Source organism: Kushneria sp. AK178, from assembly GCF_053903105.1.
On the sequence record NZ_CP096381.1, the window covers coordinates 989245 to 1015028 of the forward strand.

Annotated in this window: 26 protein-coding genes and 4 tRNA genes; 13 read left to right on the forward strand and 17 right to left on the reverse strand. The window is 63.1% G+C overall.

Annotation, left to right across the window (positions count from 1 at the left end; genetic code table 11):
* Positions 1–14 precede the first annotated feature (14 nt).
* The 8 genes from M1D97_RS04415 to uvrC all read right to left on the reverse strand — a co-directional run bounded on the left by M1D97_RS04415 (position 15) and on the right by uvrC (position 7313).
* Positions 15–1025 (reverse strand): ABC transporter permease subunit, encoded by a 1011-nt coding sequence (locus M1D97_RS04415; RefSeq protein WP_456269534.1) that lies wholly within the window; start codon positions 1023–1025, stop codon positions 15–17.
* A gap of 395 nt (positions 1026–1420) precedes the next feature.
* Positions 1421–2347: a S66 peptidase family protein gene (locus M1D97_RS04420; protein WP_456269535.1), complete on the reverse strand. Its 927-nt coding sequence runs from the start codon at positions 2345–2347 to the stop codon at positions 1421–1423.
* 67 nt (positions 2348–2414) lie between these two features.
* Positions 2415–4010: an ABC transporter substrate-binding protein gene (locus M1D97_RS04425; protein WP_456269536.1), complete on the reverse strand. Its 1596-nt coding sequence runs from the start codon at positions 4008–4010 to the stop codon at positions 2415–2417.
* Between the two features lie 397 nt (positions 4011–4407).
* A tRNA-Leu gene (locus M1D97_RS04430) sits at positions 4408–4494 on the reverse strand.
* A gap of 65 nt (positions 4495–4559) precedes the next feature.
* Positions 4560–4633: transfer RNA gene (locus M1D97_RS04435), tRNA-Cys, on the reverse strand.
* A gap of 64 nt (positions 4634–4697) precedes the next feature.
* Positions 4698–4772 (reverse strand) — tRNA-Gly (locus tag M1D97_RS04440).
* 84 nt (positions 4773–4856) lie between these two features.
* Positions 4857–5405: a CDP-diacylglycerol--glycerol-3-phosphate 3-phosphatidyltransferase gene (gene pgsA / locus M1D97_RS04445; RefSeq protein WP_456269537.1), complete on the reverse strand. Its 549-nt coding sequence runs from the start codon at positions 5403–5405 to the stop codon at positions 4857–4859.
* Between the two features lie 72 nt (positions 5406–5477).
* Positions 5478–7313, reverse strand: a complete 1836-nt coding sequence (gene uvrC, locus M1D97_RS04450) for an excinuclease ABC subunit UvrC (protein ID WP_456269538.1) — start codon at positions 7311–7313, stop codon at positions 5478–5480.
* A gap of 195 nt (positions 7314–7508) precedes the next feature.
* Here uvrC and M1D97_RS04455 point away from each other — a divergent pair.
* Both M1D97_RS04455 and M1D97_RS04460 read left to right on the forward strand, forming a co-directional pair.
* Positions 7509–7584, forward strand: a tRNA-Ala gene (locus tag M1D97_RS04455).
* Positions 7585–7960: 376 nt separating this feature from the next.
* Positions 7961–8404 (forward strand): CBS domain-containing protein, encoded by a 444-nt coding sequence (locus tag M1D97_RS04460; RefSeq protein WP_456269539.1) that lies wholly within the window; start codon positions 7961–7963, stop codon positions 8402–8404.
* Between the two features lie 87 nt (positions 8405–8491).
* Here M1D97_RS04460 and M1D97_RS04465 read toward each other — a convergent pair whose 3' ends face one another.
* The 3 genes from M1D97_RS04465 to M1D97_RS04475 form a co-directional block, all read right to left on the reverse strand.
* Positions 8492–8695, reverse strand: a complete 204-nt coding sequence (locus tag M1D97_RS04465; protein ID WP_456269540.1) for a putative motility protein — start codon at positions 8693–8695, stop codon at positions 8492–8494.
* Positions 8686–8979, reverse strand: a complete 294-nt coding sequence (locus M1D97_RS04470) for a hypothetical protein (protein WP_456269541.1) — start codon at positions 8977–8979, stop codon at positions 8686–8688. Before M1D97_RS04470 ends, M1D97_RS04465 begins: the two co-directional genes overlap by 10 nt.
* A 127-nt stretch (positions 8980–9106) precedes the next feature.
* Positions 9107–9295 (reverse strand): hypothetical protein, encoded by a 189-nt coding sequence (locus tag M1D97_RS04475; RefSeq protein ID WP_456269542.1) that lies wholly within the window; start codon positions 9293–9295, stop codon positions 9107–9109.
* A 169-nt stretch (positions 9296–9464) separates the two neighbouring features.
* Between M1D97_RS04475 and M1D97_RS04480 the strand changes: the two genes are divergently transcribed.
* Positions 9465–10013: a hypothetical protein gene (locus M1D97_RS04480; protein WP_456269543.1), complete on the forward strand. Its 549-nt coding sequence runs from the start codon at positions 9465–9467 to the stop codon at positions 10011–10013.
* Positions 10014–10154: 141 nt separating this feature from the next.
* On the opposite strand, the gene argF is transcribed toward M1D97_RS04480, so the two are convergent.
* Positions 10155–11072, reverse strand: coding sequence for an ornithine carbamoyltransferase (gene argF / locus M1D97_RS04485; protein WP_456269544.1), 918 nt, complete (start codon positions 11070–11072; stop codon positions 10155–10157).
* 342 nt (positions 11073–11414) lie between these two features.
* Between argF and grxD the strand changes: the two genes are divergently transcribed.
* Positions 11415–11762, forward strand: coding sequence for a Grx4 family monothiol glutaredoxin (grxD, locus tag M1D97_RS04490; RefSeq protein WP_456269545.1), 348 nt, complete (start codon positions 11415–11417; stop codon positions 11760–11762).
* Between the two features lie 71 nt (positions 11763–11833).
* On the opposite strand, the gene rnt is transcribed toward grxD, so the two are convergent.
* Positions 11834–12505 (reverse strand): ribonuclease T, encoded by a 672-nt coding sequence (rnt, locus tag M1D97_RS04495; RefSeq protein WP_456269546.1) that lies wholly within the window; start codon positions 12503–12505, stop codon positions 11834–11836.
* Between the two features lie 243 nt (positions 12506–12748).
* Here rnt and M1D97_RS04500 point away from each other — a divergent pair, with 243 nt between their 5' ends.
* From M1D97_RS04500 to M1D97_RS04515, 4 genes are all read left to right on the forward strand, one after another.
* A complete protein-coding gene (locus tag M1D97_RS04500; protein WP_456269547.1) occupies positions 12749–13969 on the forward strand; it encodes an argininosuccinate synthase in 1221 nt (406 codons plus the stop codon).
* Positions 13970–14084: 115 nt separating this feature from the next.
* Positions 14085–14405 carry an HlyU family transcriptional regulator gene (locus M1D97_RS04505; protein ID WP_456269548.1) on the forward strand — a complete coding sequence of 107 codons (321 nt, stop codon included), beginning with the start codon at positions 14085–14087 and terminating at the stop codon, positions 14403–14405.
* Between the two features lie 47 nt (positions 14406–14452).
* Positions 14453–16174, forward strand: coding sequence for a SulP family inorganic anion transporter (locus tag M1D97_RS04510; protein WP_456269549.1), 1722 nt, complete (start codon positions 14453–14455; stop codon positions 16172–16174).
* Between the two features lie 122 nt (positions 16175–16296).
* Entirely contained in the window at positions 16297–17358 is a 1062-nt protein-coding gene (locus tag M1D97_RS04515) for a tRNA-queuosine alpha-mannosyltransferase domain-containing protein (protein WP_456269550.1), read from the forward strand.
* Between the two features lie 7 nt (positions 17359–17365).
* Here M1D97_RS04515 and nth read toward each other — a convergent pair whose 3' ends face one another.
* The 4 genes from nth to metG all read right to left on the reverse strand — a co-directional run bounded on the left by nth (position 17366) and on the right by metG (position 23031).
* Entirely contained in the window at positions 17366–18004 is a 639-nt protein-coding gene (nth, locus tag M1D97_RS04520; protein WP_456269551.1) for an endonuclease III, read from the reverse strand.
* Between the two features lie 41 nt (positions 18005–18045).
* A complete protein-coding gene (gene rsxB / locus M1D97_RS04525; protein ID WP_456269552.1) occupies positions 18046–19062 on the reverse strand; it encodes an electron transport complex subunit RsxB in 1017 nt (338 codons plus the stop codon).
* A 96-nt stretch (positions 19063–19158) separates the two neighbouring features.
* On the reverse strand, positions 19159–20757 hold the full coding sequence (locus M1D97_RS04530) for a sensor domain-containing diguanylate cyclase (protein ID WP_456269553.1): 1599 nt from the start codon (positions 20755–20757) through the stop codon (positions 19159–19161).
* A 174-nt stretch (positions 20758–20931) separates the two neighbouring features.
* Entirely contained in the window at positions 20932–23031 is a 2100-nt protein-coding gene (gene metG / locus M1D97_RS04535; RefSeq protein ID WP_456269554.1) for a methionine--tRNA ligase, read from the reverse strand.
* 144 nt (positions 23032–23175) lie between these two features.
* On the opposite strand from metG, the gene M1D97_RS04540 reads away from it, so the two are divergent.
* The 5 genes from M1D97_RS04540 (at position 23176) to M1D97_RS04560 (ending at position 25758) form a co-directional block, all read left to right on the forward strand.
* Positions 23176–23655 (forward strand): GNAT family N-acetyltransferase, encoded by a 480-nt coding sequence (locus M1D97_RS04540; RefSeq protein ID WP_456269555.1) that lies wholly within the window; start codon positions 23176–23178, stop codon positions 23653–23655.
* Positions 23656–23749: 94 nt separating this feature from the next.
* Complete coding sequence (locus M1D97_RS04545; protein WP_456269556.1) at positions 23750–24214, forward strand: ASCH domain-containing protein; 465 nt, start codon at positions 23750–23752, stop codon at positions 24212–24214.
* Positions 24211–24627, forward strand: coding sequence for a DoxX family protein (locus M1D97_RS04550; RefSeq protein WP_456269557.1), 417 nt, complete (start codon positions 24211–24213; stop codon positions 24625–24627). The genes M1D97_RS04545 and M1D97_RS04550 overlap by 4 nt, the downstream gene beginning before the upstream one ends.
* 67 nt (positions 24628–24694) lie before the next feature.
* Positions 24695–25012, forward strand: coding sequence for a YkgJ family cysteine cluster protein (locus tag M1D97_RS04555; protein WP_456269558.1), 318 nt, complete (start codon positions 24695–24697; stop codon positions 25010–25012).
* A 74-nt stretch (positions 25013–25086) separates the two neighbouring features.
* Positions 25087–25758, forward strand: a complete 672-nt coding sequence (locus M1D97_RS04560; RefSeq protein ID WP_456269559.1) for a spermine/spermidine synthase domain-containing protein — start codon at positions 25087–25089, stop codon at positions 25756–25758.
* The last annotated feature ends 26 nt before the right edge of the window (positions 25759–25784 follow it).

A 25784-nucleotide genomic window follows, 5' to 3' on the forward strand; every position in this document is an offset into this window, starting at 1 on the left:
GGGTGTCTCCGGGCTCAGCGGCTGTGTCGAATGCGGGGATTGATCAGCCCATAGAGCAGATCAACGATCAGATTGACCACCATGACGATCAGGGCAATCAGCAAAATGCCGCCCTGAAGCGAGGGGTAGTCACGCCGGCCGACCGCGTCGATCAGCCATTTGCCGATGCCGGGCCAGGAAAAGATGGTTTCGGTGAGAATGGCACCGGAAAAGAGCAGCCCGATCTGCAGCCCGATCACGGTGGTGACCGGGATCATGGCGTTGCGCAGGGCGTGAACGGCGATGATGCGCCAGGGCGAGAGCCCCTTGGCGCGGGCGGTGCGGATATAGTCCTCGCCCAGCACCTCGAGAATCGACGAGCGCGTCATGCGGGCAATTACCGCCAGCGGAATGGTCGCCAGCACGATGGTGGGCAGAATCAGATGGTGCAGGGCATCCAGAAAGGCGCCGGGCTCGCCGGAGAGCAGGGTGTCGATCAGCATGAAGCCGGTGGGTGTGTCGATCCAGTAGCTCGACGAGAGGCGCCCCGAGACCGGCGTCCAGCCCAGTATGCCCGAGAAGAAAATGATCAAAAGCAGCCCCCACCAGAAGATCGGCATCGAGTAGCCGGTCAGCGAGGTCCCCATCACGGTGTGGTCAATGATCGAGCCGCGCTTGATGCCGGCGATGACGCCCAGCGGGATGCCAAGGCACACGGCCAGCAGCATGGCGCAGAAACCAAGCTCGAGTGTGGCCGGAAACAGCGATAAAAACTCATCGAGCACCGGGTTGCTGCTGATCAGTGAATGACCCAGATCGCCCCGGGCCAGATCGCCCAGAAAGCTCAGATACTGCTCCCACAGGGGGCGATCAAGCCCCAGCTCGGCCATCAACCGGGCGTGACGCTCGGCCGAGATGCCGCGTTCGCCGGCCATGATGGCGACCGGGTCGCCGGGTATCAGCCGGACCAGGGTGAAGGTCACCAGCGTGATCCCCAGCAGGGTGGGAATCAGCATCAGAAGTTTACGAAAGACAAGGCTCAACATGGGTGATTTCCGCCGCTGCGAACGTGTAATCCGTACCTGTATCAACACGCCGGTACGGCCTGTGGGCCGACAGTGGCGTGGTCAGCAGGCATGGGCAGGCAATGAATGGCGGCGACGCGTCAGGGCGTGCCGGATTCATGCTGGAAGTTCGGGGTATGGGTCAGCCGGTGTCGGATCGGCACAGGTCGGCGGCAGAAGTGGCGCGACGGGTCAGACGGGTCTTGTAGAGACGGCGGGTCGAGAGATGATCGGTCATGGTCATGTGTCCGTACTTGTTATTGTTGCTGCAGCGAATGGCCTTGTAAGCAGCGATGCAGTCGGTGATAGACCCTAGGGGATTGCGCTGACCCTGTCCATGCCCGTAATGGCGCATGGACAGGGCCGACAGAGGTCCGTCAGCCGGGCGACCAGTCCAGTGTGTCACCGGTCAGCCGCGCCGGGCGTCCCACCGGCCAGGCCTGGTTGTGTACGCCGTGACCGAAGGGCAGCTGGTGATAGAGCGCGATACCGTATGGTGCCAGCCACTCCTGAAAGACCGCCTCGATACTGCTCTCGCCAGAGTCACAGCCGGTAAAGCTTCCCAGACAGACGGCCTTGAGCCGGCGCGTATCCAGGCTGTCCAGCAGCTGACACAGGCTGCGCTCCAGGCGATAGAGCCGTTCGCCCACGTCTTCGAGCATCAAAATGGCGTTTTCCGGTACATGCAGGGCGCCTGTCGTGCCGGCAACGCTGGCAAGCGTGGTGAGATTGCCGCCGATGAGCTTGCCTTTTGTCGGTGCCGCGGGGCCGGCCACGTGCGCGGCACTCATGTGACCACCCTCGCCCGACAGCACGGAGGCAATGCTGGCCATGGCCCCGGCGCGCGCCGCTCGTTCGGTGCCTTCGGCCTGCTCGAGCAGGGCCAGTTCGGTGGCGACCGGGGTGTGCAGGGCGCGGCGACCGCGGGCGTGGAAGGCGCTCAGCAGCACGCTGATATCGGAATAGCCCAGCAGCGGCACGTCCGGGAGATGATCCCAGTTGATGTGATCGATCAGCTGGGCGCAGCCATAGCCGCCGCGCAGGCACCACACGGCGGCCACGTCCGTCAGGTTGAAGGCGGCGTGGAAGTCTTCAAGACGCTGCTCGACGGTGCCGGCCAGATAGCGATGGCGCGCGCCGACGTGGTCCATGAGGTGCGGGGTATAGCCCATGGCCATGAGCAGGGTGCAGGTGGCCTTGAGGCGCTCGGTCATCACGGCGCCGGCCGGGGCAATGAGCGCCACGGTGCGTGGGCCGTCGCCCAGCGGGCGCAGGTCGGAAATGTCAGGGGTGGGTCGTGTCATGGCACCGGTTCGCAAGGCATGAAAAACCCCGCTCGCATGAGCGGGGCCCTATCCTACGTCAGAGGCGCTACTCCTCGATATCCACGCCGTAGAAGGTATGCACGCCGGTGGGCTGCACCTGATAGCCGGTCACGTTGCTGCGCACCGGTTCGTAGACGATCGAGTGGGCGATCGGCAGCCAGGGCAGCTGATCGCGGAAGATCTCCTGCGCCTGTACGTAGAGGTCCGAGCGTTCCTCCTGGTCGGTGGCGGTGGCCGCCTGCCGGATAATGTCGTCGTACTCCTCGTTGCACCACTTGGCGTAGTTGGAGCCGTCGCGGGCGGCATTGCAGGACAGCAGCGTATTGAGGAAGTTGTCCGGGTCGCCGTTGTCCCCGGTCCAGCCGAACAGGCCGGTCATGGCTTCGCCCTCGGAGGCACGACGCAGGTATTCCCCCCACTCGTAGGAGACGATCTCGGCGTTGACGCCGATGTCGCGCCAGTCGGACTGGATGATTTCGGCCATGCGCCGCGCGTTGGGGTTATAGGGGCGCTGTACCGGCATGGCCCACAGCTGGGTGCTCAGGTTTTCGACACCGGCCTCGGCCAGCAGCGCTCTGGCCTGTTCCGGGTCGTGCGGTATCGCCTCGACGTTGTCGTCGTAGCCCCACAGCGTCGGCGGAATCGGGTTTCTGGCCTTCTCGCCGGCGCCCTGATAGACCGACTCGATGATGGCATCGCGATCCACGGCCATGGAGAGCGCGCGGCGTACCCGCGGATCATCGAACGGCGGCTTTTGCGTCTGGAAGGAGAGATAGCCCACGTTCAGCCCTTCGGCCGATTTCAGGTCGATGTTCGGATCACTACGCATCGCTTCCAGATCGGCCGGGTTGGGGAAAACCATGACCTGGCATTCGTTGGCCTGCAGTTTCTGGTAGCGCACCGAGGCGTCAGGCGTGATCGAAAATACCAGCCGGTCCAGCGGCGATCGGCCTTCCCAGTAGTCCGGGTGGGCCTGATAGCGGATATAGGCATCGCGCTGGAAGCCGGCAAACTGAAACGGGCCGGTGCCCAGCGGCTGCTGGTTCATGCGCTCGGGTTGGCCCTCTTCCATCAGCTGGTCGGCGTATTCGGCTGAGAGAATCGAGGCAAAATCCATCGCCATGTCAGACAGAAAAGGCGCCGCGGCGCGACTCAGATGAAAGCGCACCGTATGGTCATCGACCTTCTCGACGCGCTCGATCAGATCCGGCATGCCCATGCCTTCGAAATACTCATAGCCGCTGCCCACCCCGTGCCAGGGGTGGTCGTCCCGGAGCTGGCGGTTAAACGAGTAGAGCACGTCATCGGCGTTGAATTCGCGCGACGGTGTAAAGTAATCCGTGGTCTGGAATTTAACGCCCTGGCGCAGGTGGAAGGTATAGGTCCTGCCGTCATCGGAGACCTCCCACGACTCGGCCAGCGCCGGCTTGATATCGGTCGTGCCGGACTCGAATTCCACCAGTCGGTTGTAGATGGTGCGTGAGGAGGCATCGAAGGTCGTGCCGGCCGTGTAACGCTGCGGGTTGAAGCCTTCGGGGCTGGCTTCCGAGCAGTAGACGAGGGTCTTGCCATGGGCCGTACCGGTGGCCGCCAGCAGCAGGCCACCTGCCAGCATCAGCCGGCGGGAGAGTGTCTGAGTCATGAGCATGTCTTTTGTATATTGTTGGTGTGACCGGCCGGGTAGGCCGGTTTGCGCCGCAGGGTCGACAGTTGATCGACCTCACGGGGGTGACGTCATGACACAACGTCACGCAATGAAACTATGTCGCAGGCGGGCAGGCTGTCAATTGGTGCTGTCGCGCCCGGGATCTTGGTCCAACAGCGACACGAGGCAGCCCGAAGGCAGCGATGGCTCGCTCACATGGTGCTCGTGATGACTGATGACGAGGTCACATGCCCCGCGGTGCATCGGTGAAGGCGTATGGACGTGCGTGATCGCCGCCCTGGCGCAAGGCGTTGAAACGACATGAGAGCTGCAAAAAAAAGTGTCGAGATCGGGCAGAAAAACGAAGGGCAGGGGAGAGACTTGCGGATCTGATTGGTGCCCGGAGCCGGAATCGAACCGGCACGACCTTGCGGTCGAGGGATTTTAAGTCCCTTGCGTCTACCTGTTCCGCCATCCGGGCGAGGCATCGACGACTCGTCTGCTTGAGGCCATCTGAAAGTGGCTGGAGGTCAGGCAGAAGGGAGATGGAGGCTGGAGTCGGAATCGAACCGGCGTACACGGAGTTGCAGTCCGCTGCATAACCACTCTGCCATCCAGCCTCAAAACGGTGCGGAAAACGAGATGGCGTTACTCGTTGACCCTGTCCGTTGATCCCGTAAGGGATGGAGCGGGAAAGGAGATTCGAACTCCCGACCCTCGCCTTGGCAAGGCGATGCTCTACCACTGAGCTATTCCCGCTCAACGGGTGCGAAATATACTGATGTGACAGAATTCTGTCAAACAAAAGCCGGCAAAAAATCGCACCCGAACCACGCGTTACGCTCACATGGAGCGGGTCAGTTCCGGCCAGGCGGCGCGCAGGTACTTGTACATCGACCACAGCGTCAGGATGGCCGCCAGATACAGCAGCAGAAAGCCGACCTGGGCCAGCAGGGTGCCGGGGGCAAAGCCGAGCAGCAAAATGATCGAGATCATCTGAAAGGCGGTCTTGTACTTGCCGATGCTGGAGACCGAGACGCTGGCGCGCTTGCCAAGCTCGGCCATCCACTCGCGCAGCGCCGAGATGACGATCTCGCGACCGATGATCACCAGTGCCGGCAGGGTGAGAATGGCATCACTGTAGAACTCGATGAGCACGCCCAGGGCGACGGCCACCATCAGCTTGTCGGCGACCGGGTCCAGAAAGGCGCCAAAGGGCGTGCTCTGGTCCCAGCGGCGTGCCAGATAACCATCGAACCAGTCGGTCACGGAGGCGATGGTAAACAGCAGGGCGGCCAGCGGATTGCTCCAGCCGGTCGACAGGTAGAACACGATGACCAGAAGCGGTATGAGTACGATTCTTGTCAGCGTCAAGATATTGGGGATGCTCATGGCACTATCGGTCCTGACCGGGGGGTGAAACATACCTGCAAGAGAGCTGGATTCTAACGCCTGACGGCGCCGTCAGCCATGCAGTGCCTGATGAATCTGTGTCGCAAGCTGGGCGTTGATGCCGGGCACGCGGGCAAGATCGTCACGGGAGGCGTTGCGAATGCCCTGCAGGCCACCGAAATGGCGCAGCAGTTCCCGGCGTCTTTTGGGGCCAACGCCGGGAATCTCCTGAAGGGTAGACGAGCGTCGCGCCTTGTCACGCTGCTGGCGATGTCCGGTAATGGCAAAGCGGTGCGCCTCATCGCGAATGTGCTGGATCAGATGCAGGGCGCCGGAGGCACTTTCCAGCGTCAGGCTGCGCTCGACGGTGTCGATGAACAGCGTCTCGAGCCCGGGCTTGCGCGTGGTGCCCTTGGCGACCCCCAGCAGCACGATGTCGAACACGCCCTGCTCCTCGAACACCTCGCGGGCCATGTTGAGCTGGCCCTTGCCGCCGTCGACGATCAGGATATCGGGTCTTGGCACATCGCCGCTCTGGATGCGCTTGTAGCGCCGCGTCAGAGCCTGGCGCATGGCGGCGTAGTCATCGCCGGCCGCCACGCTCTCGATGTTGAAGCGGCGGTAGTCCGACTTGATCGGGCCGCTCTGATCGAACACCACGCAGGAGGCGACCGTGGCTTCGCCGCTGCTGTGGCTGATATCGAAACACTCCATGCGCTGAGGCGTCTCTTCCAGTTCCAGCGCCTCGGCCAGTGCCTTGAAGCGGGCGTTGAGCTGCTGACGGCTGGCCAGTTTGGTGGCCAGATGCTGGTCGGCATTGGTGCGTGCCAGCTCCAGCCACTGGGCTCGGTGGCCGCGGACCTGATGGGCGATGCGCACGCGCCGCTCGGCGTGTTCGGACAGCGCGGTCTGCAGGATCTCCTGATCCTCCACGGCGTGGGAGGTCAGCACCTCGGCGGGCAGCTCGTTGCTCTGGCCCAGATAGTACTGGCTGACAAAGCTGCTCAATAGCGCCTCGGAGCTGAGATCCAGACCGTTGTCGGGCATATGGTGGCGCGAGCCGAGCACCCGTCCTTGGCGAATGATCAGCACGCTGACGCACAGCCCGCCGGGGCGTTCGGCGAGGGCAAAGACATCGGCATCGCCGCCGGCGGTATCCACCGACTGCTGGCTCTGCAGGCGGCGCAGCTGCTGAATCTGATCGCGCAGAAAGGCGGCCTGCTCGAACTGCAGGTTCTGGGCGGCCGTTTCCATGTCGGTGGAAAGCTTTTGAGTGACCTCGTCGCTCTTGCCTTCCATGCACATCAGCGCGTGCTCCAGGTCACGCTGGTAGTCCTCCTTGCTGATATAGCCCACGCAGGGCGCCGTGCAGCGATCGATCTGATACTGCAGGCACGGCCGGCTACGGTGAGCAAACACCGAATCCTCGCAGTTGCGGATGCGAAAGATCTTTTGCATCAGCGACAGGCTTTCCCGCACGGCGCCGGAGCTGGTAAAGGGGCCGAAGTAGCGGCCATCGCCACGTTTTTGACGCACGCGGCGCAGTTCCAGCGCCGGGTAGGGATGGCGGTCGCTGGCAAAGATATAGGGATAGGACTTGTCGTCGCGCAGCAGGATGTTATAGGGCGGACGCTGCTGCTTGATCAGCGTCTGTTCCAGCAGCAGCGCCTCGGTTTCGCTGCGGGTCACGGTCACCTGAATGTCACGAATGCGGCTGACCAGCGCCTGGGTCTTGGCATTGAGCCCCGTGTTGCGGAAATAGCTCGACAGCCGTGCCCTGAGACGCTTGGCCTTGCCGACGTAGAGGACATTCTCGTGCTCATCGAGCATGCGATAGACGCCCGGTGATTCGGTGACCGTTTTCAGGAACTGGCGCGGATCGAACGCCGTGATCACCTCATCGTTCATGATGACCTCCAGAAGTAATAGTGCCCTTATTTTAACAGATAACGCGGTAAAGGCCGCGCGCCTTGCCCGGCCGGCTGCCTTCGCATGAGCAGGGCGGGGACCGGTGAGCATGAGGGGGCGACCCGATGATGCGACCATGCGTTGAAGAAAAGGGTTGACGCCGGGAGCGTCACATCGTATATTACGCACCGGTTCGGGGCCTTAGCTCAGCTGGGAGAGCGCAACACTGGCAGTGTTGAGGTCAGCGGTTCGATCCCGCTAGGCTCCACCAACCAATTATCGAAAAAGCCGCTACAGCATTTCGCTGTAGCGGCTTTTTTCATGTCCGGTCGTTGTTGATCGTACGACAGCAGCAGCGCCCGCTGCTCTTTTTATCCATCGCTTCTGTCATCGCGCCAGGCGGCGAGCGCTTGCGTCCCGCCATGGCGATCCCCGTGAGCGATCTCGCGTCAATTTCGCCTGTTCCCCCTGTGTATTGCCCGGTCGTTGCCGATAAGCCAGAGAGGAGGGCGCGTGATGCCGTCGCGTCGCGACATCTTCCTGACGGCCCCGGTCAACGGGGGACTGCAGGCCATCGGCGCCACGATGGCGGAATGCTTTCTGCCACCCTGTGGCGGGAGCACGGACTTGATGCGGAATAAACGGACATGACCAGTAGCAGACAGGCTTCGATCGCCGATCTCATGAGTCGGGATATCGTGACACTGCGCCTTGAGCAGACGCTTCATGACGGTAACGAACTGATGCGGGAGCACCGGGTGCGCCATCTCCCGGTGCTGGATGAGCAGGGGCGCCTGGCGGGGCTGCTGAACCAGAAGGTGGTCCTGAAGGAAGCGCTGCGCATTACCGACAATTTCGGTGCGAAGCGATTGAGCCATCACCTGGCGCGGATTCCCCTGGCCGACGTCATCTCCAGGGACGTGCTGACGCTGTCGATCGACACGCCGCTCGCCGAGGCCGGTCAGCAGCTGCTGACGCACCGTCAGGGCGCCATGCCGGTACTGGACGCCGAGGGGCATCTGGTGGGCATTCTATCGTCGGTGGATTTTGTGCGCCTGGCGGTCACCCTGCTGGAAGCCCCCGCGAGCTGATCACGACCCGGCTGCCCTGAACGAATAAAGGCGCCATCCGAAGATGGCGCCTTTCCATTGCGGCATGATGCCGGATAACAGCCATCGTCAGGCGGTGGTATTGATCCGGGTGCCGACCATCCCTTCGGTGGCCAGCTGCGGCGCCGTGGCCACTGATGACATCAGCTGCGTCATCTGCTCGGCCTGACCGTCCAGCGACTTTTTCAAGACGCTGGTCTGTACGTCACTGCTGAGCTGATGCTGCTGCAGCGCCATTGAGGCATTGACCATGCCATTAACGCTCATGTCCATGGGCGTTCTCCTGCATCGAGGGAATCACCGCTGCCTCGGCAGCGGATGGCGCCTTGGCCGATCGCGGCCTCGGCGGCCTCGGGCGACAGTGTCTCGAGTACTTCACACTCTGCCGCCTCGGGCACGAGACCGGTAATCCTGACCCGGTAATAGTAGTGAACGTCGTTACCGCTGGCCGTGAGGTGTGTCACGACACTCGACATCATGTGGCACTCATCGCCGGGATGAAGATCCGGCGGCATCAATTCGATGGGAATCCATGCCCTGGTTCCGGTGGCAAGCATACATCGCTCCTGACAGGCCCTTTAATCGGACAGCTCGGGCTGACCGCATGGCTCTCTTATCGGCACCGGCGCCGAGGGCTTTAATGCCGGTTGATGCCATGATGCAGGGCATGTCAGGGAGTGACGCCTACGCCTCGGATGGCTGAATGGCAAGCACCTCACACAGGGCCTCTTCGGGCCCCATCTCCCTGATCAGCAGGGCACAGGTCACACGCTCCCCGCTCTCGCGCGTCAGGCGCAGATGGAACAGCGTTCCGACGTCGGCACCATCCGGCAGCTCTTCAAGCGCCACGACCAGCTCATCCTGTGGGGTCATCTCGTCATCCTGTTTTCGATATCGGCGGTGGCAGTTAGCGGGTGAAATACTGTCTTTATATACAGCTTCAACTTGCCTGAGCCTTCCATTGGCGCAATAATTATCCATAAGGGATAATTATTGTCCCGAGTAGTTGTGTCACACCAACATGCTCAACAAGGAGATGTCCATGTGGAACCTGCTTTTGGGGGGGCTTGGCAAGATTCCCGTTCGGGTGCTGATCGCGCTGGCCGCCCTGGCACTGCTGGCGGGCGGGCTGTGGGGCTACACCCAGCGGCTGGAGCAGTGGCGTGAAGCGCTGGCCGATGCCCGCGAAGAAGCCCGCAGTGCCCATGAACAGGCGCAGCGTCAGCAGCTGGTGGCGCGTGCCTGGCAGGCGCACGCCGAACATCTGGCAGAGGTGAGTGTCAGCCGCGAGCAGCAGCTCGAGACGGATCGGCAGTCACTGACCGGCAAACGACAACATCTGGAGAGGATAATCAATGATCACCAGACATCAAAGGAATGGGCTGATCACGCTGTGCCTGACGGGATACATCAGTGGATGTGTCAGCTCTCCGCCGCAGACGACGCCGGTGATGGTGCCGCCACCGCCGATGCCCCGCCATCTGACACGGCCCCTGCCGGCACCGGCGGGGATCAACGACGTTCGCACCAATCAGGATCTGGTCACGCTGCTGACGGACTACGAACAGCTTCGACGACGCATGAACACTGATCGGGCGGCCGTACAAGGGCTCTGGGAGGGCATGAGAGTGTCGATGACCCGTGACACTGTCGCGCCGGACAAAGACAGCAACAGCGATGAATAAGCCGCCATCGACGTCATCGCCCGGGCGATGACGTCGTCTGCGGGGGATCACGCCACCCGACCGACCATCAGAAATTCCAGCAGTGCCTTCTGGGCGTGCAGCCGATTGCCCGCTTCCTGCCAGACGAAGGCACGCGGATCATCCAGCAGGGTCTCGCTGACCTCTTCACCGCGGTGGGCCGGCAGACAGTGCAGGAAGATGACCTCGTCATCGGCGGCATCCAGCATCGCCTCGTTGACCTGAAAGCCGTTGAAGGAGGCCATGCGAGCGGTCTGCTCCTCTTCCTGGCCCATGGATGCCCACACATCCGTGGTGATCAGATGGGCGCCCTCGGCGGCGGCGCGCGGGTCGCGGAAGATCTCGACGCGCGACCCGGCGGCATCAAGAATTTCCTGATCAGGCTCGAAGCCTTCGGGACAGGCGATACGCAGGTTGAAGTCGAATTGGCGCGCGGCGTTGATCCAGGAGTGGCACATGTTATTGCCATCTCCCACCCAGACGGCGGTCTTGCCCTTCACCGGGCCCCGGCACTCGGTCCAGGTCTGAACATCGGCCAGCAGCTGACACGGATGATAGTCATCGGACAGCGCGTTGATGACCGGAATGGAACTGGCATCGGCGAAGGATTCGATGCTGTCGTGCGAGAAGGTCCGGATCATTACCGCATCGACCATCTCGGAGAGCACGCGGGCGGTATCGCCGACCGGTTCACCGCGCCCCAGCTGGCTGTCGCGCGGCGACAGAAACAGCGCATGGCCACCGAACTGCGTCATGCCCGTCTCGAAGGAGACGCGGGTACGCGTGGAGGACTTTTCGAAAATCATGGCCAGCGTTCGATTCTCGAGCGGCGTGTAGACCGGGCCGTTATCGGCCAGTTCCCGCTTGATGGTGATCGAACGATCAATGAGATAGGCCAGTTCCTGAGGTGACAGATCCATCAGGGTAAGAAAGTGGCGAAGGGCCATGTCTCGATGCTCCTGTAGGTGCATAACGTCACGGTGATGAAAGCGTCGCCGGGCGTGACGCTCGAAAAGGGCGGGCGCTGCAATGTCGAGGCGGCACCCGTACCGGAACCAACGAAAAAGCGCCGCATGAAAACCTGCGGCGCCCTGAAATATTGCCAGTGTCGATGGCGGGAGACGGGGCTTGCAGCACGCCGTCGACCCCGTTCATCCTAACCAGAGCCTCTGGGGCGCGCAACTTGATGTGGGCGCGACGCCTTGATCCGGGCTGCTTTAACCCCCATGTCGGCGTACACTGAGACCAGACATTCATGGGCTCTCAAGGCCCTCTTTTGGAGACCGGACATGAGCGAGACAATCGATACCATCAAGCAGCAGATCAGCGAAAACAGCATTCTGCTCTACATGAAGGGCTCACCGCAGATGCCGCAGTGCGGCTTCTCCGCGCAGGCCGTACAGGCACTGATGGGCTGCGGCGAGCGCTTTGCCTTCGTCAACATTCTGGACAACCCGGATATCCGCGCCGAGCTGCCCAAATATGCCAGCTGGCCCACCTTCCCGCAGCTGTGGCTCAACGGTGAGCTGGTCGGTGGCTGCGATATCATCGTCGAGATGTATCAAAACGGTGAGCTGGCGCCGATGGTCAAGCAGGCCGCCGCCAGTGCCGCGCCGGAGGAAGGCGATAACGCCTGATCGCCCTTTCGGATGACATGAAAAACCCGCCTTTGACGAGGCGGGTTTTTTAATGCCGATGTGCGGCGACACTAGGGCGAATCCTCACCGTCCATGCTCTGCTCGCGCAGCGTCAGGTCCCAGCCGCCCAGATCCTTGAAACGGTTGACGATGGCACAGAACAGCTCGGCGGTGCGCTCGGTGTCATAGCGCGCCGAGTGCGCCTCCTGACTGTCAAAGGGAATCCCCGCGGCGCGACAGGCCCGGGCCAGTACGGTCTGCCCGTAGACCAGCCCCGACAGCGTTGCGGTATCAAAGCTCGAAAAGGGGTGGAAGGGGTTGCGCTTGATGCCGGCGCGCTCGACGGCGGCATTGAGAAAGCCGTGGTCGAAGGCCGCATTGTGGCCGACCAGGATGGCGCGATTGCACTGATGGGACTTGATCGCCTTGCGCACCGGTTTAAAGATCTCCTCGAGCGCTGCCTTCTCCTTGAGCGCCGCATTCTGGCGCAGCGGGCTGTCCAGGCGAATGCCGGTAAAGTCGAGCGCGGACTGCTCGACGTTGGCGCCCTCGAACGGCTCGATATGAAACGAAAACGTCTCATCGGGCAGCAGATGCCCCTGTTCGTCCATGGTCAGCGTCACCGCCGCGATCTCGAGCAGGGCATCGGTGCGGGCATTGAAACCGCCGGTTTCCAGATCGACCACCACGGGCAGAAAGCCGCGAAAGCGACCGGACATGAGTTTCGGGACAACATCGTTCATTGCCGTGTTCTCCTGTCGCAGACGGCAGAAGACGCCATGAATATCGGGGACGCGTATAACCGGGCGAGGCCCGCAGGTATGGTGACCGGCACAGGAAGCCTTCTGGTCGAGAGATGAATTCGGTTGACAGGAGCGCAGTGTAGCATTGTGCTCCCCGGCAATCCCATCCGCGGTATTCGCCGCGAGCCGGTGACGCTATACTCACGCAACACTCAAAGCATGACTACGCCTTAAGGAGCCGGTATGTCCGATGTAAAAAAGGTTGTCCTGGCCTACTCCGGGGGGCTTGATACCTCCGTGATCGTCAAGTGGCTCAAGGAAACCTACGACTGTGAGGTCGTGACCTTCACGGCTGACCTGGGGCAGGGGGAAGAGGTCGAGCCGGCACGGGCCAAGGCACAGGCGCTGGGTGTGAAGGAAATTTACATCGAAGACCTGCGTGAAACCTTCGTGCGCGACTACGTGTTCCCGATGTTTCGTGCCAATACCATCTACGAAGGCGAGTACCTGCTGGGCACCTCGATCGCGCGTCCGCTGATCGCCCGTCGCCTGATCGAGATTGCCAACGAGACCGGCGCCGATGCCATCGCCCACGGTGCGACCGGCAAGGGCAACGACCAGGTGCGCTTCGAGCTGGGTGCCTACGCGCTCAAGCCCGGTGTCAGGGTCATCGCCCCGTGGCGCGAGTGGGATCTGAATTCGCGCGAAAAGTTGATGAACTACTGCGAAGAGCACGACATCCCGGTCGACTACGCCAAAAACAAGAAAAAATCCCCTTATTCGATGGACGCCAATCTGCTCCATATCTCCTATGAAGGCGGCGTGCTGGAAGACCCCTGGACCGAAGCCGAAGAAGAGATGTGGCGCTGGAGCGTCAGCCCCGAAGACGCCCCCGATCAGGCCACCTACATCGATCTGACCTTCGAGCGTGGCGACATCGTGGCGATCGACGGCCAGACCATGAAACCGCACGACGTGCTGTCGTATCTCAATCGCGTCGGCGGTGAAAACGGCATCGGCCGTCTGGATATCGTCGAAAACCGCTATGTGGGCATGAAATCCCGTGGCTGCTACGAAACCCCGGGGGGCAGCATCATGCTGCGCGCCCACCGCGCGATCGAGTCGATCACGCTGGACCGGGAGTCGGCGCACCTGAAGGACGAGCTGATGCCCAAGTACGCCGAGCTGATCTACAACGGCTACTGGTGGAGCCCGGAGCGCAGGATGCTGCAGGCTGCAATCGATCAGTCGCAGGGCAGCGTCAACGGCGTGGTGCGCCTCAAGCTCTACAAGGGCAACGTCATCGTGGTGGGACGTGAGTCGGAAGATTCGCTGTTCGACGCCTCGATCGCCACCTTTGAAGACGATGCCGGCGCCTACGACCAGAAGGATGCCGAGGGCTTTATCAAGCTCAACGCGCTGCGTCTGCGCATTGCCGCGAAAAAGGGTCGTCTCGACGACTGATCCAGCGCGCGTGGTGTCACGACAGGGGCCGCTTTTCAGCGGCCCCTTTTGTGTCAGACTGAACGTTATGGCGTGCGCGGGTGGCGCACCGATCCACAGACATCAGGAGCCGGCCATGCTGAAAAAACTGTTCGATGCACTCAAGGGCAGCGGCGGTGCCACGACTGCTGACGACACCTCCCGACAGGTGGCCGATACCGTGGAGTACAAGGGCTGCGAGATCATCATCACGCCGGCAGAGGCGGGCGGCCAGTATCGCGTCAGCGGCATCATCCGCCGCACGCGCGATGACGGCGAGACGCAGGAGCTGCGCTTTGAGCGCTCCGACGTGCTGCCCGACCGCGACAGCTGTATCGACATGACCCGCACCAAGGCCGAGCGCTACATCGATGAGCAGGGCGACCGACTTTTTGAAGACCCGCATCGTCCCAACTGACACAAGGGCGGTACAAGCCATGCTGTCGCACAGGAGCCGCAGGACGCATGCCCGATACCGGTAGACCCGTGCTGTTGCCGGCCGTCTCGCGCTGGCAACAGCTCTCGACAGGGGATCGCTGCAGCGATCTGATTGCCGGCCTGATCACGGCCGCACTGCTGGTCCCCCAGGGCATGGCCTATGCCACCCTGGCCGGGCTGCCGGCCCAGGCCGGCCTCTACACGGCACTGGCGCCGCTGGTGCTGTATGCGCTGTTCGGCACCAGTCGCGTGATCGCCATGGGCCCCATGGCGCTGACCTCGCTGCTGGTCGGCGAGACACTGCGCGGCGCTAATATACCGTTATCTTCCTATGCCGAACACGCCGCATTGCTGGCGGCGCTGGTGGGCGGCTGGCTGCTGCTGATCCATGTCTGTCGGCTGGGGCGTCTGATCGATTTCGTTAGCCCGAGCGTGATGCAGGGCTTTACCACCGCCTCGGCGCTGATGATTGTGCTGTCCCAGACCAGCGATCTGCTGGGTATCGATAGCGCTGCCGGCAACGCCATCGAGCGACTGCTGACGCTGGCCCGGTCGCTGGGCGGGATCACACCGGGCGCGGCACTGTTTGGCGGCAGTGCCATGGTGCTGTTGCTGCTGATGCGTCGATGGCTGGCGCCCCTTTTGCAGCGTCTGGGCCTGTCGGAGACGGTGGCGACGGTGCTGGGCAAGACCGGTCCGCTGATCACGCTGGTGCTGGCACTGGTGCTGGCGCCGCTGTGGTCCGGGGCGCTGTCACGGGTTGGAGAGATTCCCGCCGGCCTGCCGCTGCCGACGCTGCCGGCCCTGTCGCTTGCCGGTATGGAAGCGCTGTGGCTGCCGGCGCTTGGCATCGCGCTGATCAACTACGTCAGTGCCATTTCGGTGGCGCAGACGCTGGCGGCGAAACATCGCGAGCGGCTCTATCCGCAGCGCGAGCTCTGGGTGCTGGGCGCGGCCAATCTGCTGGCGGCCCTGACGCGCGGCTTCCCGGTCACCAGCGGGCTGGGGCGTGCCGTGGTCAACGAGCAGGCGGGCTCGAAAACGCCGCTGTCATCGCTTTTTGCCGCGCTGGCGCTGATGGTGGTGCTGGTGTTTGCCACCTCGCTTTTCGCGCCGCTGCCGCAGGCGGTACTGGCGGCGATCGTCATTCAGGCAGCCATCCCGCTGGTCGATCCCGGCCCGCTGTGGCGGGCCTGGCGCTATTCACGTGCCGATGGCCTGGCCTGGCTGGCCGCCTTTACCGGGGTGCTGCTGCTGGGGGTCATGCAGGGGCTGCTGGTCGGCGTGGGGATTGCGCTGGCGCTGCTGCTGGCGCGGGCGAGCCGGCCCCATATTGCCGAGATCGGCCAGCTGCCCGACGGCGGCTTTCGCAACTGCGAGCGCTTCGATGTCGAGCGTCTGCCGCATCTGATGCTGGTGCGACCGGATGCCAACCTGCACTTTGCCAACATGGGCGCGCTGGAGCGCTGGATCAACGAGCATCTCTCCGAGCGTGACCGGGTCACCGACATGGTGCTGGTGCTCAGCAGTGTCACCCATATCGACGGCGCTGCACTTCACGCCCTTGAAACGCTCGACGAGCGTCTGGCCGCACAGGGCATCGCGCTGCATCTGGCCGAGCTGCGTGGCCCGGTACGCGACCAGCTGCGCCATACGGCCTTCATGAGCGATCATCGCCCGCGGGTCTTTTTTACCTGTGCCGCCGCCTGGCAGGCGCTCTCCGATGACGGTATCGAGTTCAATATCTGACAGGGCCTGCAGCGGCTAAGCCGCACGGCCATGGTCGATGCCACTGCGATATCCCTACAATGGGCTCCTTTGATCTGAAAGGGCCCTGTCATGTCTGTTCCTTTACTTCCGGTACGGCTGTCTTGAAAGCGCTGTTACTCTCGGCCTACGCCGCCGACAGCCATCGCTACTGGGTGCGCGGCCTGATGGCGCATCTGGACGCGATCGACTGGCATCTCATCGAGCTGGCGCCGCGTCATTTCCAGTGGCGCGTGCGCGGCAACCCGCTGAGTTTCATGAGCGAGCATGACGCCACGCTGTCGCAGTCCTTTGATCTGATTGTGGCGACCTCGCTGGTGGATCTGGCCACCCTGGTCGGCCTCTATCCGCATCTGGGCCGGGCCCGGCGGGTGGTCTATTTCCATGAAAACCAGTTCGCCTATCCGCTGGGGCAGGACCAGACGCCGCGCATCGAACCCCTGATGGTCAATCTCTACAGCGCGCTGGCCGCCGACCGGGTGCTGTTCAACAGCCGGTGGAACCGGGACAGCTTTTTTGAGGGCGTGACCGGTTTTTTGAAGAAAATGCCCGAGCGGGTGGCCCCGGCGCGTCTGGACGCGCTGAAAACGCGCTCGGAAATCCTGCCGGTGCCGCTGTGGCCGCTGTCGGCGCCACCGACGGCCGGGCCGGGCGTGCCGGCGCGGATTGTCTGGAACCATCGCTGGGAGTACGATAAGAACCCGGAGGATTTCTTTGCCGCACTCGAGACACTGTCCAGAGCCGGCCACGAATTCGAACTGGTCGTGATGGGGCAGGTCTTTCGCAACGCGCCCGAAGTATTCGAGCAGGCCCGATCGCGCCTGGCCCGACACATTACCTGCTGGGGCCATCAGACGCGCGAACGCTATCTGGAAGCGCTGGGGAAAGGCGGCATCGTGGTGTCTACCGCCTGGCACGAGTTTCAGGGGCTGGCCGTGATGGAAGCCGTGCAGCACGGCTGTGTGCCGCTGGTCCCCGAACGGCTGTGTTTTCCCGAATACTATGCCGAGCCGTATCGCTACGATGGCAGTCGCGAGGCGTTGATTGAACGTCTCGAACAGTGGCTGAGTGCACCTGACTCGTGCCCGGCACCGCCCGACATCAGCGCCTGGACGTGGCCGCAGATGACACCACGCTATCAGACACAGCTACAGCCATCGGCCTGAGTCGGGCTCAGGCCAGCTCGGTCTTGTCCCTGTATTCGCACAGATCCTCGATCACGCAGCTGCCGCAGCGCGGCTTGCGCGCCACGCACGTATAGCGCCCGTGCAGGATCAGCCAGTGGTGAGCATCTCTTTTGTAATCCCGCGGCACCACCTTCAAAAGCTTCTGTTCGACCTGATCCACGTTCTTGCCCGGGGCCAGATTGGTTCGATTGGCCACGCGAAAGATGTGGGTGTCCACCGCGATGGTGGGTTCATTAAAGGCGGTGTTGAGAATCACGTTGGCGGTCTTGCGGCCCACGCCCGGCAGCGCCTCGAGCCCGGCGCGGGTGCGGGGCACCTCGCCGTCGTGATCGCGCAGCAGCAGTTCGCACATCGCCACCAGGTTTTTGGCCTTGTTGTTATAAAGCCCGAGCGTTTTGATGTGGTCCTTCACGCCCTCCAGGCCCAGATCGACGATGGCCTGTGGCGTGTTGGCGACGGGAAAGAGCCGGGCGGTGGCCTTGTTGACGCCGACATCGGTGGACTGGGCCGACAGGGCCACCGCGACCAGCAGCTCAAAGGGCGACGACCAGGCAAGCTCCGTGGTGGGCTCGGGAGTGGCCTCCTGCAGGCGGCGAAAGATTTCGCGGCGTTTGTCGTTGTTCATCGATGCGGGTCCAGGGATAGAGTCACGGGGCGGTAGCGCATTCAGTGTCGCTCGGCGTTATCCAGCGCCCGGCAGGCGTCCTGCCAGGTGTTTTCGGCATGCGTCACCTGAGCCTGCGCTGCCTCGATCTCCTGCGCCCCGCCCTGGCGACGGGCGTGGGCCAGCTGCCGGTTGGCCAGCGCCAGCCGCTGCCTGGCCGCCGAACGGGCAATGCGCAGGGAGTTGAGGTTGCTTGAGGGAGTGGTGGTCTGCGTGTCATCCGGCTCGGTACCGGTCTCACCCTGCGCCTGAAGATCGGCCAGCTGCTGGCGGGCGCGCGCCAGGGCGTCTTGATCCTCCTGGTTCGTGGGGTCCTGGCGCAGGCGCTTTTCCAGTCGACGCACTGTGGCGCTGATCGCCGCCTTTCTGGCCCGGGCGTTGCCGGCGGGCTTCGAGGGCGCCGGCGCGCTGGTGGAGGGCACGTGTTCGGTCGGCTCTGACGCCTCGCGGCGCTGCTGCTGACGCGCACGCATGCGCTCGCGGCGGCGGGCGTCCTTTTCCTCGCGCTGGCGCTCGAGCCGGGCGTTGCGGTGTTCAAAGCGCCGGCGGCCCAGCTCGGCGCGTCGCGCCAGCCAGTCGTTTTGTTCGTGCTCGGTGCTGGCCGCCTGCCAGCCCGGGTGGGCGATGATGTCGATACAGTCCACCGGGCAGGGCGCCACGCAGAGCTCACAGCCGGTACATTCCGCCTCGATCACCGTATGCATCTGCTTTGAAGCGCCCAGAATGGCATCCACCGGGCAGGCCTGAAGGCACTTGGTGCAGCCGATGCATTCATCTTCGCGAATCACGGCGGCCTTCGGTGATTCGGCGTCCACCTCCAGCGGCACGACGGGGCGGTCCATCATCTCGGCGAGCTGCACCACGGTCGCCTCGCCGCCCGGCGGACAGCGGTTGATGGCCTCGCCTTCCAGAATGGCTTCGGCATAGGGGCGGCACCCGGGGTGGCCGCACTTGCCGCACTGGGTCTGGGGCAGCAAATGATCAATATCGGTAACGGTAATGCTGGCAGAGGCGCTCATGCAGGTGGTCGACGGGCCCGAAAGTGGTGATCGTGGAAATGGCGGCATTATACGCGCAATACGCCCGTGCTTCGAACCCGGCGCCGGGTTGGAGACTCACCGCTGCTGAAGCGGGTCGGACTGATACCCGGGCTCGCTGAGGCGGGTGCCTACCCTGTTGCGACCGGTCTGCTTGGCGCGGTAGAGGCTTTCATCGGCCAGCCGCATCAGCTCGGCCGGCTGGCAGGGCGCCTCGGGCAGGCTGATTGCCATGCCGACACTGATCGTGACGTGGTCGGCCACCGGTGAGGGCGCGTGCTGCAGTGCCAGACCGGCCACGGCCAGGCGCAGCTGCTCGGCCATGCGCCAGGTGTGCTTGCGCGTCACATTGGGCAGCACGACGATAAACTCTTCACCGCCGGCACGAGCCACGATGCCCTGGTCATCGACGACGCGATCGAGGATGCGGGCGACGCGCGTCAGGCAGTGATCGCCTTCCGGATGGCCGTAGTGGTCGTTATAGGCCTTGAAATGGTCGATATCGATAATGATCAGCCCGACGGCGTGCTGATGCCGGTGCGCCGCGGCCAGTGACTGGAGCAGATAGTCGTCGAGATAGCGGCGGTTGAGCAATCCGGTGAGATGATCACGCCGGCTCAGCTGCTCCAGCGAGTCGGTGCGCGCCTTTTGATGCATCAACAGATGCTGGAATTCGCGTGCCAGGCTGCCGAGCTCGTCGCGGCGGGCGATCAGGCTGACCGGCAGGGTGTTCGTGGGGGTGTCTTCCCGGCGCTGCTCCCGGGTAAAGCGGGCCAGCCTTCGGGTCGGCGCCAGCACGATGCGCTCCAGCAGCCCCAGAATGACCACGATCACGGTCAGCAGTACGCCGATGGTCCAGAGCATGGCGAAACTGAACGAGGCCGTATTGGCCATGAAGTCCTGTCGCGGCAGCGTGGCCTGCAGGGAGAGCTTGTTATCGCCGGGCGCGGCGTCGAGCCATCGAATCGCCAGCAGCCGGTCGTCACTGATGCGAACGATGGGGGGCGGTTTGACGATCAGGTCCGGATGCAGGATGGGATCGATGGAGATGTCGACGCCGGTCTGATCGCGAATGGCGTCGAACCAAACGCGATCCATGCTGCGGACCACGGCCAGCCAGCCCAGCGGCGCGGCGTCGCCGCGCACGGTGGGCACGATCGGGCTGGTAGCGATCATGGCGGGGGCCGGGACGCTCAGGAGCCATTTGTCCAGCTCGGGAGACTGATGGCGCACGTGCTCCTGGATCACCGTGAAGATGGGGGACATCCAGCGACAGCGCCCGGTCGCCGTATCACAGGTAGTGTAGTCGTCGGTGTCACGGTTGTAGCCGGCCATCCACAGCGGTGTGCCATCCGGGCGCATGAAGATCATCATCAGGTGCGCCATGTCCTCGAACATCTCCTGGCTGAAGTTGCTCGCGGCAAAATCGGGGGCCCGACCCCGCATGAAATCGTAGGCATCGTCCCAGCTGGCCCAGTCGCGTGTCTCGGCGCCCAGCCTGTTCAGGTCACTCTGCCAGGCGCTCTCCACCCGGCCCATTTCCCGGGCCACGTAGTCGTTTTCACGCGCGAGCAGATCGGGGTAGACCAGATATCGCGCAATGCCCCACAGCGCCAGCAGGGCGAAACACGCCACCAGCACCAGGGAAAGCAAAAAGCGAAATCGTAGTGAATGCATGCCGTCGGATATCCCTTTCCTCCTGACATGACCCGGCAGGGAGGCGCGGGCAACCCTTGTCAGGGTACGGACATATCGGCACCTGTCGTGATTTTTGAAGTCGCCGGGGGGCAGGAGCAAAAGGGCGCCGACCGCCTCGAAGGTCGGCGCCCTTGTGATCGGGTGGCGCCGGTATCAGCTGATGCGCTGTCCCGGTGCCGCGCCGCTGTCGGGGGAGAGCAGATAGATGCCATTATCATCGCCGGCGGCCAGCACCATGCCCTCGGAGACGCCAAAGCGCATCTTTCGCGGCGCTAGGTTGGCAATCATCACGGTCAGGCGGTTTTCCAGCGCCTCGGGCGCGTACTGAGCGCGAATGCCGGAAAAGACGGTGCGGGTCTCGCTGCCGATATCCAGGGTGAGCTTCAACAGCTTGTCGGCGCCTTCAACGTATTCGGCCCGGTCGATGCGGGCGATACGCAGATCAACCCTTGCAAAGTCATCGATGGCGATTTCCGGGGCGATCGGCTCGAGCCCGGCCGTCGGGGCCTGCCCGGCATCGTCGCCCGGTGCCGTGGCGGCGCTCCCCTGAGCGGCCTTCGCATCGTCCTTGAGCTTTTTCTCCACCGCCAGATCCTCCTTCGAGGCCTCGATCATCTGATCGATTTTATCGCTGTCCACGCGGGTCATCAGCGGCTTGAATTTCTCGATCGGATGATCCAGCAGCACGGCGGTGCGGCTGGCCCAGTCAAGCGTGTCGAGATTGAGAAACGCCCGGGCGTCATCGGCCAGTGTCGGCACGATGGGGGCCAGATAGACCACCAGCTGGCGGAACAGGTTGATGCCCACCGAGCAGATGTCGAGCACCTCCTGCTCGCGGCCTTCCTCCTTCGCCAGCGCCCAGGGCGCCTTGTCGGCGATATAGGCGTTGGCGTCATCGGCCAGTGCCATGATGCGTCGCACCGCGCGGGCAAACTCGCGCGCCTCGAAATCGGCGGCGATCGCCTCGCCTTCATCGATAAAGCGCTGCACCAGCTCGGGTTCGGCGCAGGTCGCCGACAGGCGGCCACCGGATTTTTTCACGAAACCGGCGCAGCGGCTGGCGATATTGACCACCTTGCCGACCAGGTCCGAATTGACGCGGGCGGCGAAGTCCTCGAGGTTGAGATCCAGATCATCGACACCGGCAGTGAGCTTGGCGGCGAAGTAGTAGCGCAGATACTCCGGGTTCAGGTACTGCTCATAGGTCTCGGCCTTGATGAAGGTGCCGCGGGACTTCGACATCTTGGCGCCGTTGACGGTCACGAAACCGTGGCAGTTGACCCCGGTGGGCGTGCGAAGATTGGCGCCTTCGAGCATCGCCGGCCAGAACAGCGCGTGGAAGTAGACGATGTCCTTGCCGATGAAGTGATAGAGCTCGGCCGTGCTGTCGCGGTTCCAGAAGCGGTCAAAATCGATGCCTTCGCGCTCGCAGAGCTGCTGGAAACTCGCCATGTAGCCGATCGGCGCATCCACCCAGACATAGAAATACTTGCCCGGGGCGTCGGGAATCTCGAAGCCGAAGTAGGGCGCATCGCGGGAGATGTCCCAGTCGTTGAGCCCCGCCTCGAACCACTCCTGCAGCTTGTTGGAGATCTGCGGCTGCAGGCGGTCCGAACGCGTCCACTCCTTGAGAAACGGCTCGAATTTGGGCAGCTCGAAGAAGTAATGGGTCGAGCTTCTGACCTCCGGTGTGGCCCCGGAGACCGCCGAGACCGGGTTGATCAGCTCGGCCGGCGTATAGGTCGCGCCGCATGCCTCGCAGTTGTCGCCGTACTGATCATCAGCGTGGCACTTGGGGCAGGTGCCCTTGACGAAGCGGTCGGCCAGAAACATACCGCGCTCGGGGTCATACATCTGCTCGACATCCCGGGTGGCGATAAAGCCGTTGTCGCGCAGGGCGCGATAGATGCGCTCGCTGTGAACGCGATTCTCTTCCGAGTGGGTCGAGTAGTAGTTGTCAAAGGCCACGCCAAAGCGGGCGAAGTCGGCCTGATGCTCGGCATTGACCCGGTCGATCAGCTGCTGGGAGGTAATGCCCTCCTGCTCGGCGCGCAGCATGATGGCGGTGCCGTGGGCATCATCGGCGCAGACGTAGTAGCACTCGTGGCCGCGGCTTTTCTGAAAGCGCACCCAGATATCGGTCTGGATGTACTCCAGCAGGTGACCCAGATGGATCGAGCCGTTGGCATAGGGCAGGGCGCTGGTGACCAGAATCTGACGCGTGGCGTTGTCTGACGAGTTGGGGGTCGACATGAAAGGGCTGTTCCCGTGACAAGACCCGAAGCCGGACCCAACAGGGCCGGACGGGGTGTAGAGGGTGAAATCGATGGCCGATTGTAGCATCGTTGTCCGGCAACATGCCCATGTACGCATTGCACGCAACGATCTGGAAATACCATGACGACCGATGCTCCCCTGATCGAAAAGGTCCCTGTCTCCAGCCTGCCGAGACAGCTTCTGCTTGAGGCCGACCCGGAGGAGACTTTCATCGATGCCTATCCTGAAGATGGCGCTGGTCTGAGAGCAGTGGTTGACGGGCAGGTAGTGGGCGCCTGTGTATTGGGCGCCTGCCATCACGGCGAGATCGAGCTCTTGAATATCGTTGTCATGCCGGCGCAACAGCAGGGCGGGATTGGAACGCTTTTACTGAAAGCGGCCATCGGTACTGCCCGAACGCAGGCATGCCGGCACCTGGTGCTGGGTACCGGGAGCTTCGGCCATCAATTGAGCTTTTATCAGCGTCACGGTTTCAGGGTGGTTGACGTTCAAAGGGATTACTTTACCCGGCACTATGCCGGGCCACTGGTTGAAAACGGTATTCAGCATCGGGATCGCCTGTGGCTGGTTCTGGATCTTTCAATGACGGCGGGTGAATGAATGCGGTATGGATTGGTAATACCGGAACTTTAATTCCATCGACAGGGCACCGGCCGGGCCGATCATCGGGTGGTGGCGTGTGGGAGAGAGAAAAGTGACACCATCACAGCAGCGTTTTTTGGCACGCTACCACGAGCGTCGCGGGTCGCTCGGCCATGACGATTTTTCAAACGTCGTTGTGGAGGCGTTCGGTGACACTCCCGAGTTGGCCGATGAATGCGCTCGCCTCATCAACGCCGGAATCAAGCGGGCCAGCTGCAGTTTGAAGGCGTCGTATTCGGCCGCCAATGAGCGGCTGCCGACGGTTGGTCAACTGACTGTCGTACTGGACAGCCTTGAAGCGCCGGTATGCATCGTCGCGCTGACGTCTGTCACGACCTGTCGATTCGATGAGGTGACACCTGCCTTCGCTGCCCTCGAAGGCGAGGGCGATGGCACCTACGCCTGGTGGCATCGTGAGCATGTCCGTTTTTTTCAGCACGAGGCGGCCAGACTGGGCGTCGAGTTTACTGATGCCTCCGAGCTGGTGCTCGAGCGCTTCGAGAAGGTATTTCCATGACGCATCGCCCCCCAAGGCCCGCGACACGAGGTCAGCGCCTCGGTCTTGCCATCGTCTTCAGCTGGTTTTTCCTCGGCGGCATCGCCCATTTTGTCTGGCCGGCGGCGTTTGCCTCGATCATTCCGCCGGCACTGCCGTTCAAAATGCCGGCGGTCTTCATGACCGGGGCGTTCGAGCTGCTGGGGGCTCTCGGTCTACTGTTGCCGCGCTATCGTCGCGCTGCCGGTCTCGGTCTGGTGGCGCTGACCGTCTGCGTGACGCCGGCCAACGTTTATATGTGGTGGCACGCCGAGCGGTTCCCCCATGTGCCCGAGATAGCGCTGCTGCTGCGCCTGCCGCTACAGGTCCTGCTGATCCTGTGCATCCTGTGGAGCACGCAGCCGGTCGGGACGCGCTGTCACCGGATGTCGTAAATGCAACCGCCGCGGCTGCGGGTGTGTACAATGGCCGGTCAATATCCATCAACCATGGCTGTGCGGCATGTCCGGTGATATCCACCTTGAGACCCTCGAGGCGCCTGACGGCGTCAGCTGCTTCAACTGCGAGGCGTGCTGCTGTCGGCTGCTCGTGATGCTCGACGATGATGACCTGGCCCGCGGCGTGCCCCATGGCCTGGTCGACGAAGACGAATGGGGCGGGGTGGTAATGCGCCAGGACGAGGAGGGCTGGTGTGCGGCGGTGGATCGCAACACCATGCTGTGCAGCATTCACCCGCACCGCCCGCAGGTCTGCCGTGATTTCGAGGAGGCAGGTCCCGAGTGCCGTGAAGAGCGGGCGCTGTATGGCCTTGCCGACTGAGCCCCGTCCGCCATGATCGGCGACCGGCAGGACCGGGCGTTGCTGCGTTTCCCCCTTTTTCCAACAGGTATGCCATGGCCAAGCTGTGTGAAATCGATACCGCCGACATTCCCGACGGTGGTCAGCTGCGGCTGTTACAGCGCAACGACGAGTTCTCGATCCGGATCGCCGGCAAGCCCGGGGAGCTGATGAATACGCGGTTGCACGGCTCCGAGGACGCGCTGGCCGAGCTGGCCTGTGAACGGGTATGCGACCATCCCGAGGTGCGGGTGCTGGTCGGCGGGCTGGGCATGGGCTTTACCCTGGCGGCGGCGCTGGCAACGCTGGGCCTTGATGCCGAGGTGGTGGTCGCCGAGCTGGTGCCCGGGGTGGTCGAGTGGAACCGCGGACCGCTGGGGGCAGCGGCCGGCTATCCGATTCGGGATCCACGCTGTCGTATTGTCGTCGAGGATGTGGCCGATGTGCTGGCGCGCAGCGAGGCGGATTTCGATGCCGTCATGCTGGATGTGGATAACGGCCCCGAGGGGCTGACCCAGCGCGACAATGACCGTCTCTACAGCGCCAGAGGGCTTGAGACCATCCAGCGGGCACTGCGCCCCGACGGGGTGCTGGCGGTCTGGTCGGCAGGGGGTGACCCGGGCTTTAGCGAGCGGCTCAAGCGCGCGGGACTGTGTGTCGAGGAGCATACGGTGCGCGCCCTTCGTCCCGGCAAGGGCGCGCGCCATGTGATCTGGCTGGCGTGGTAATGCTGGCTGACCGCCCGGTTTTGAAC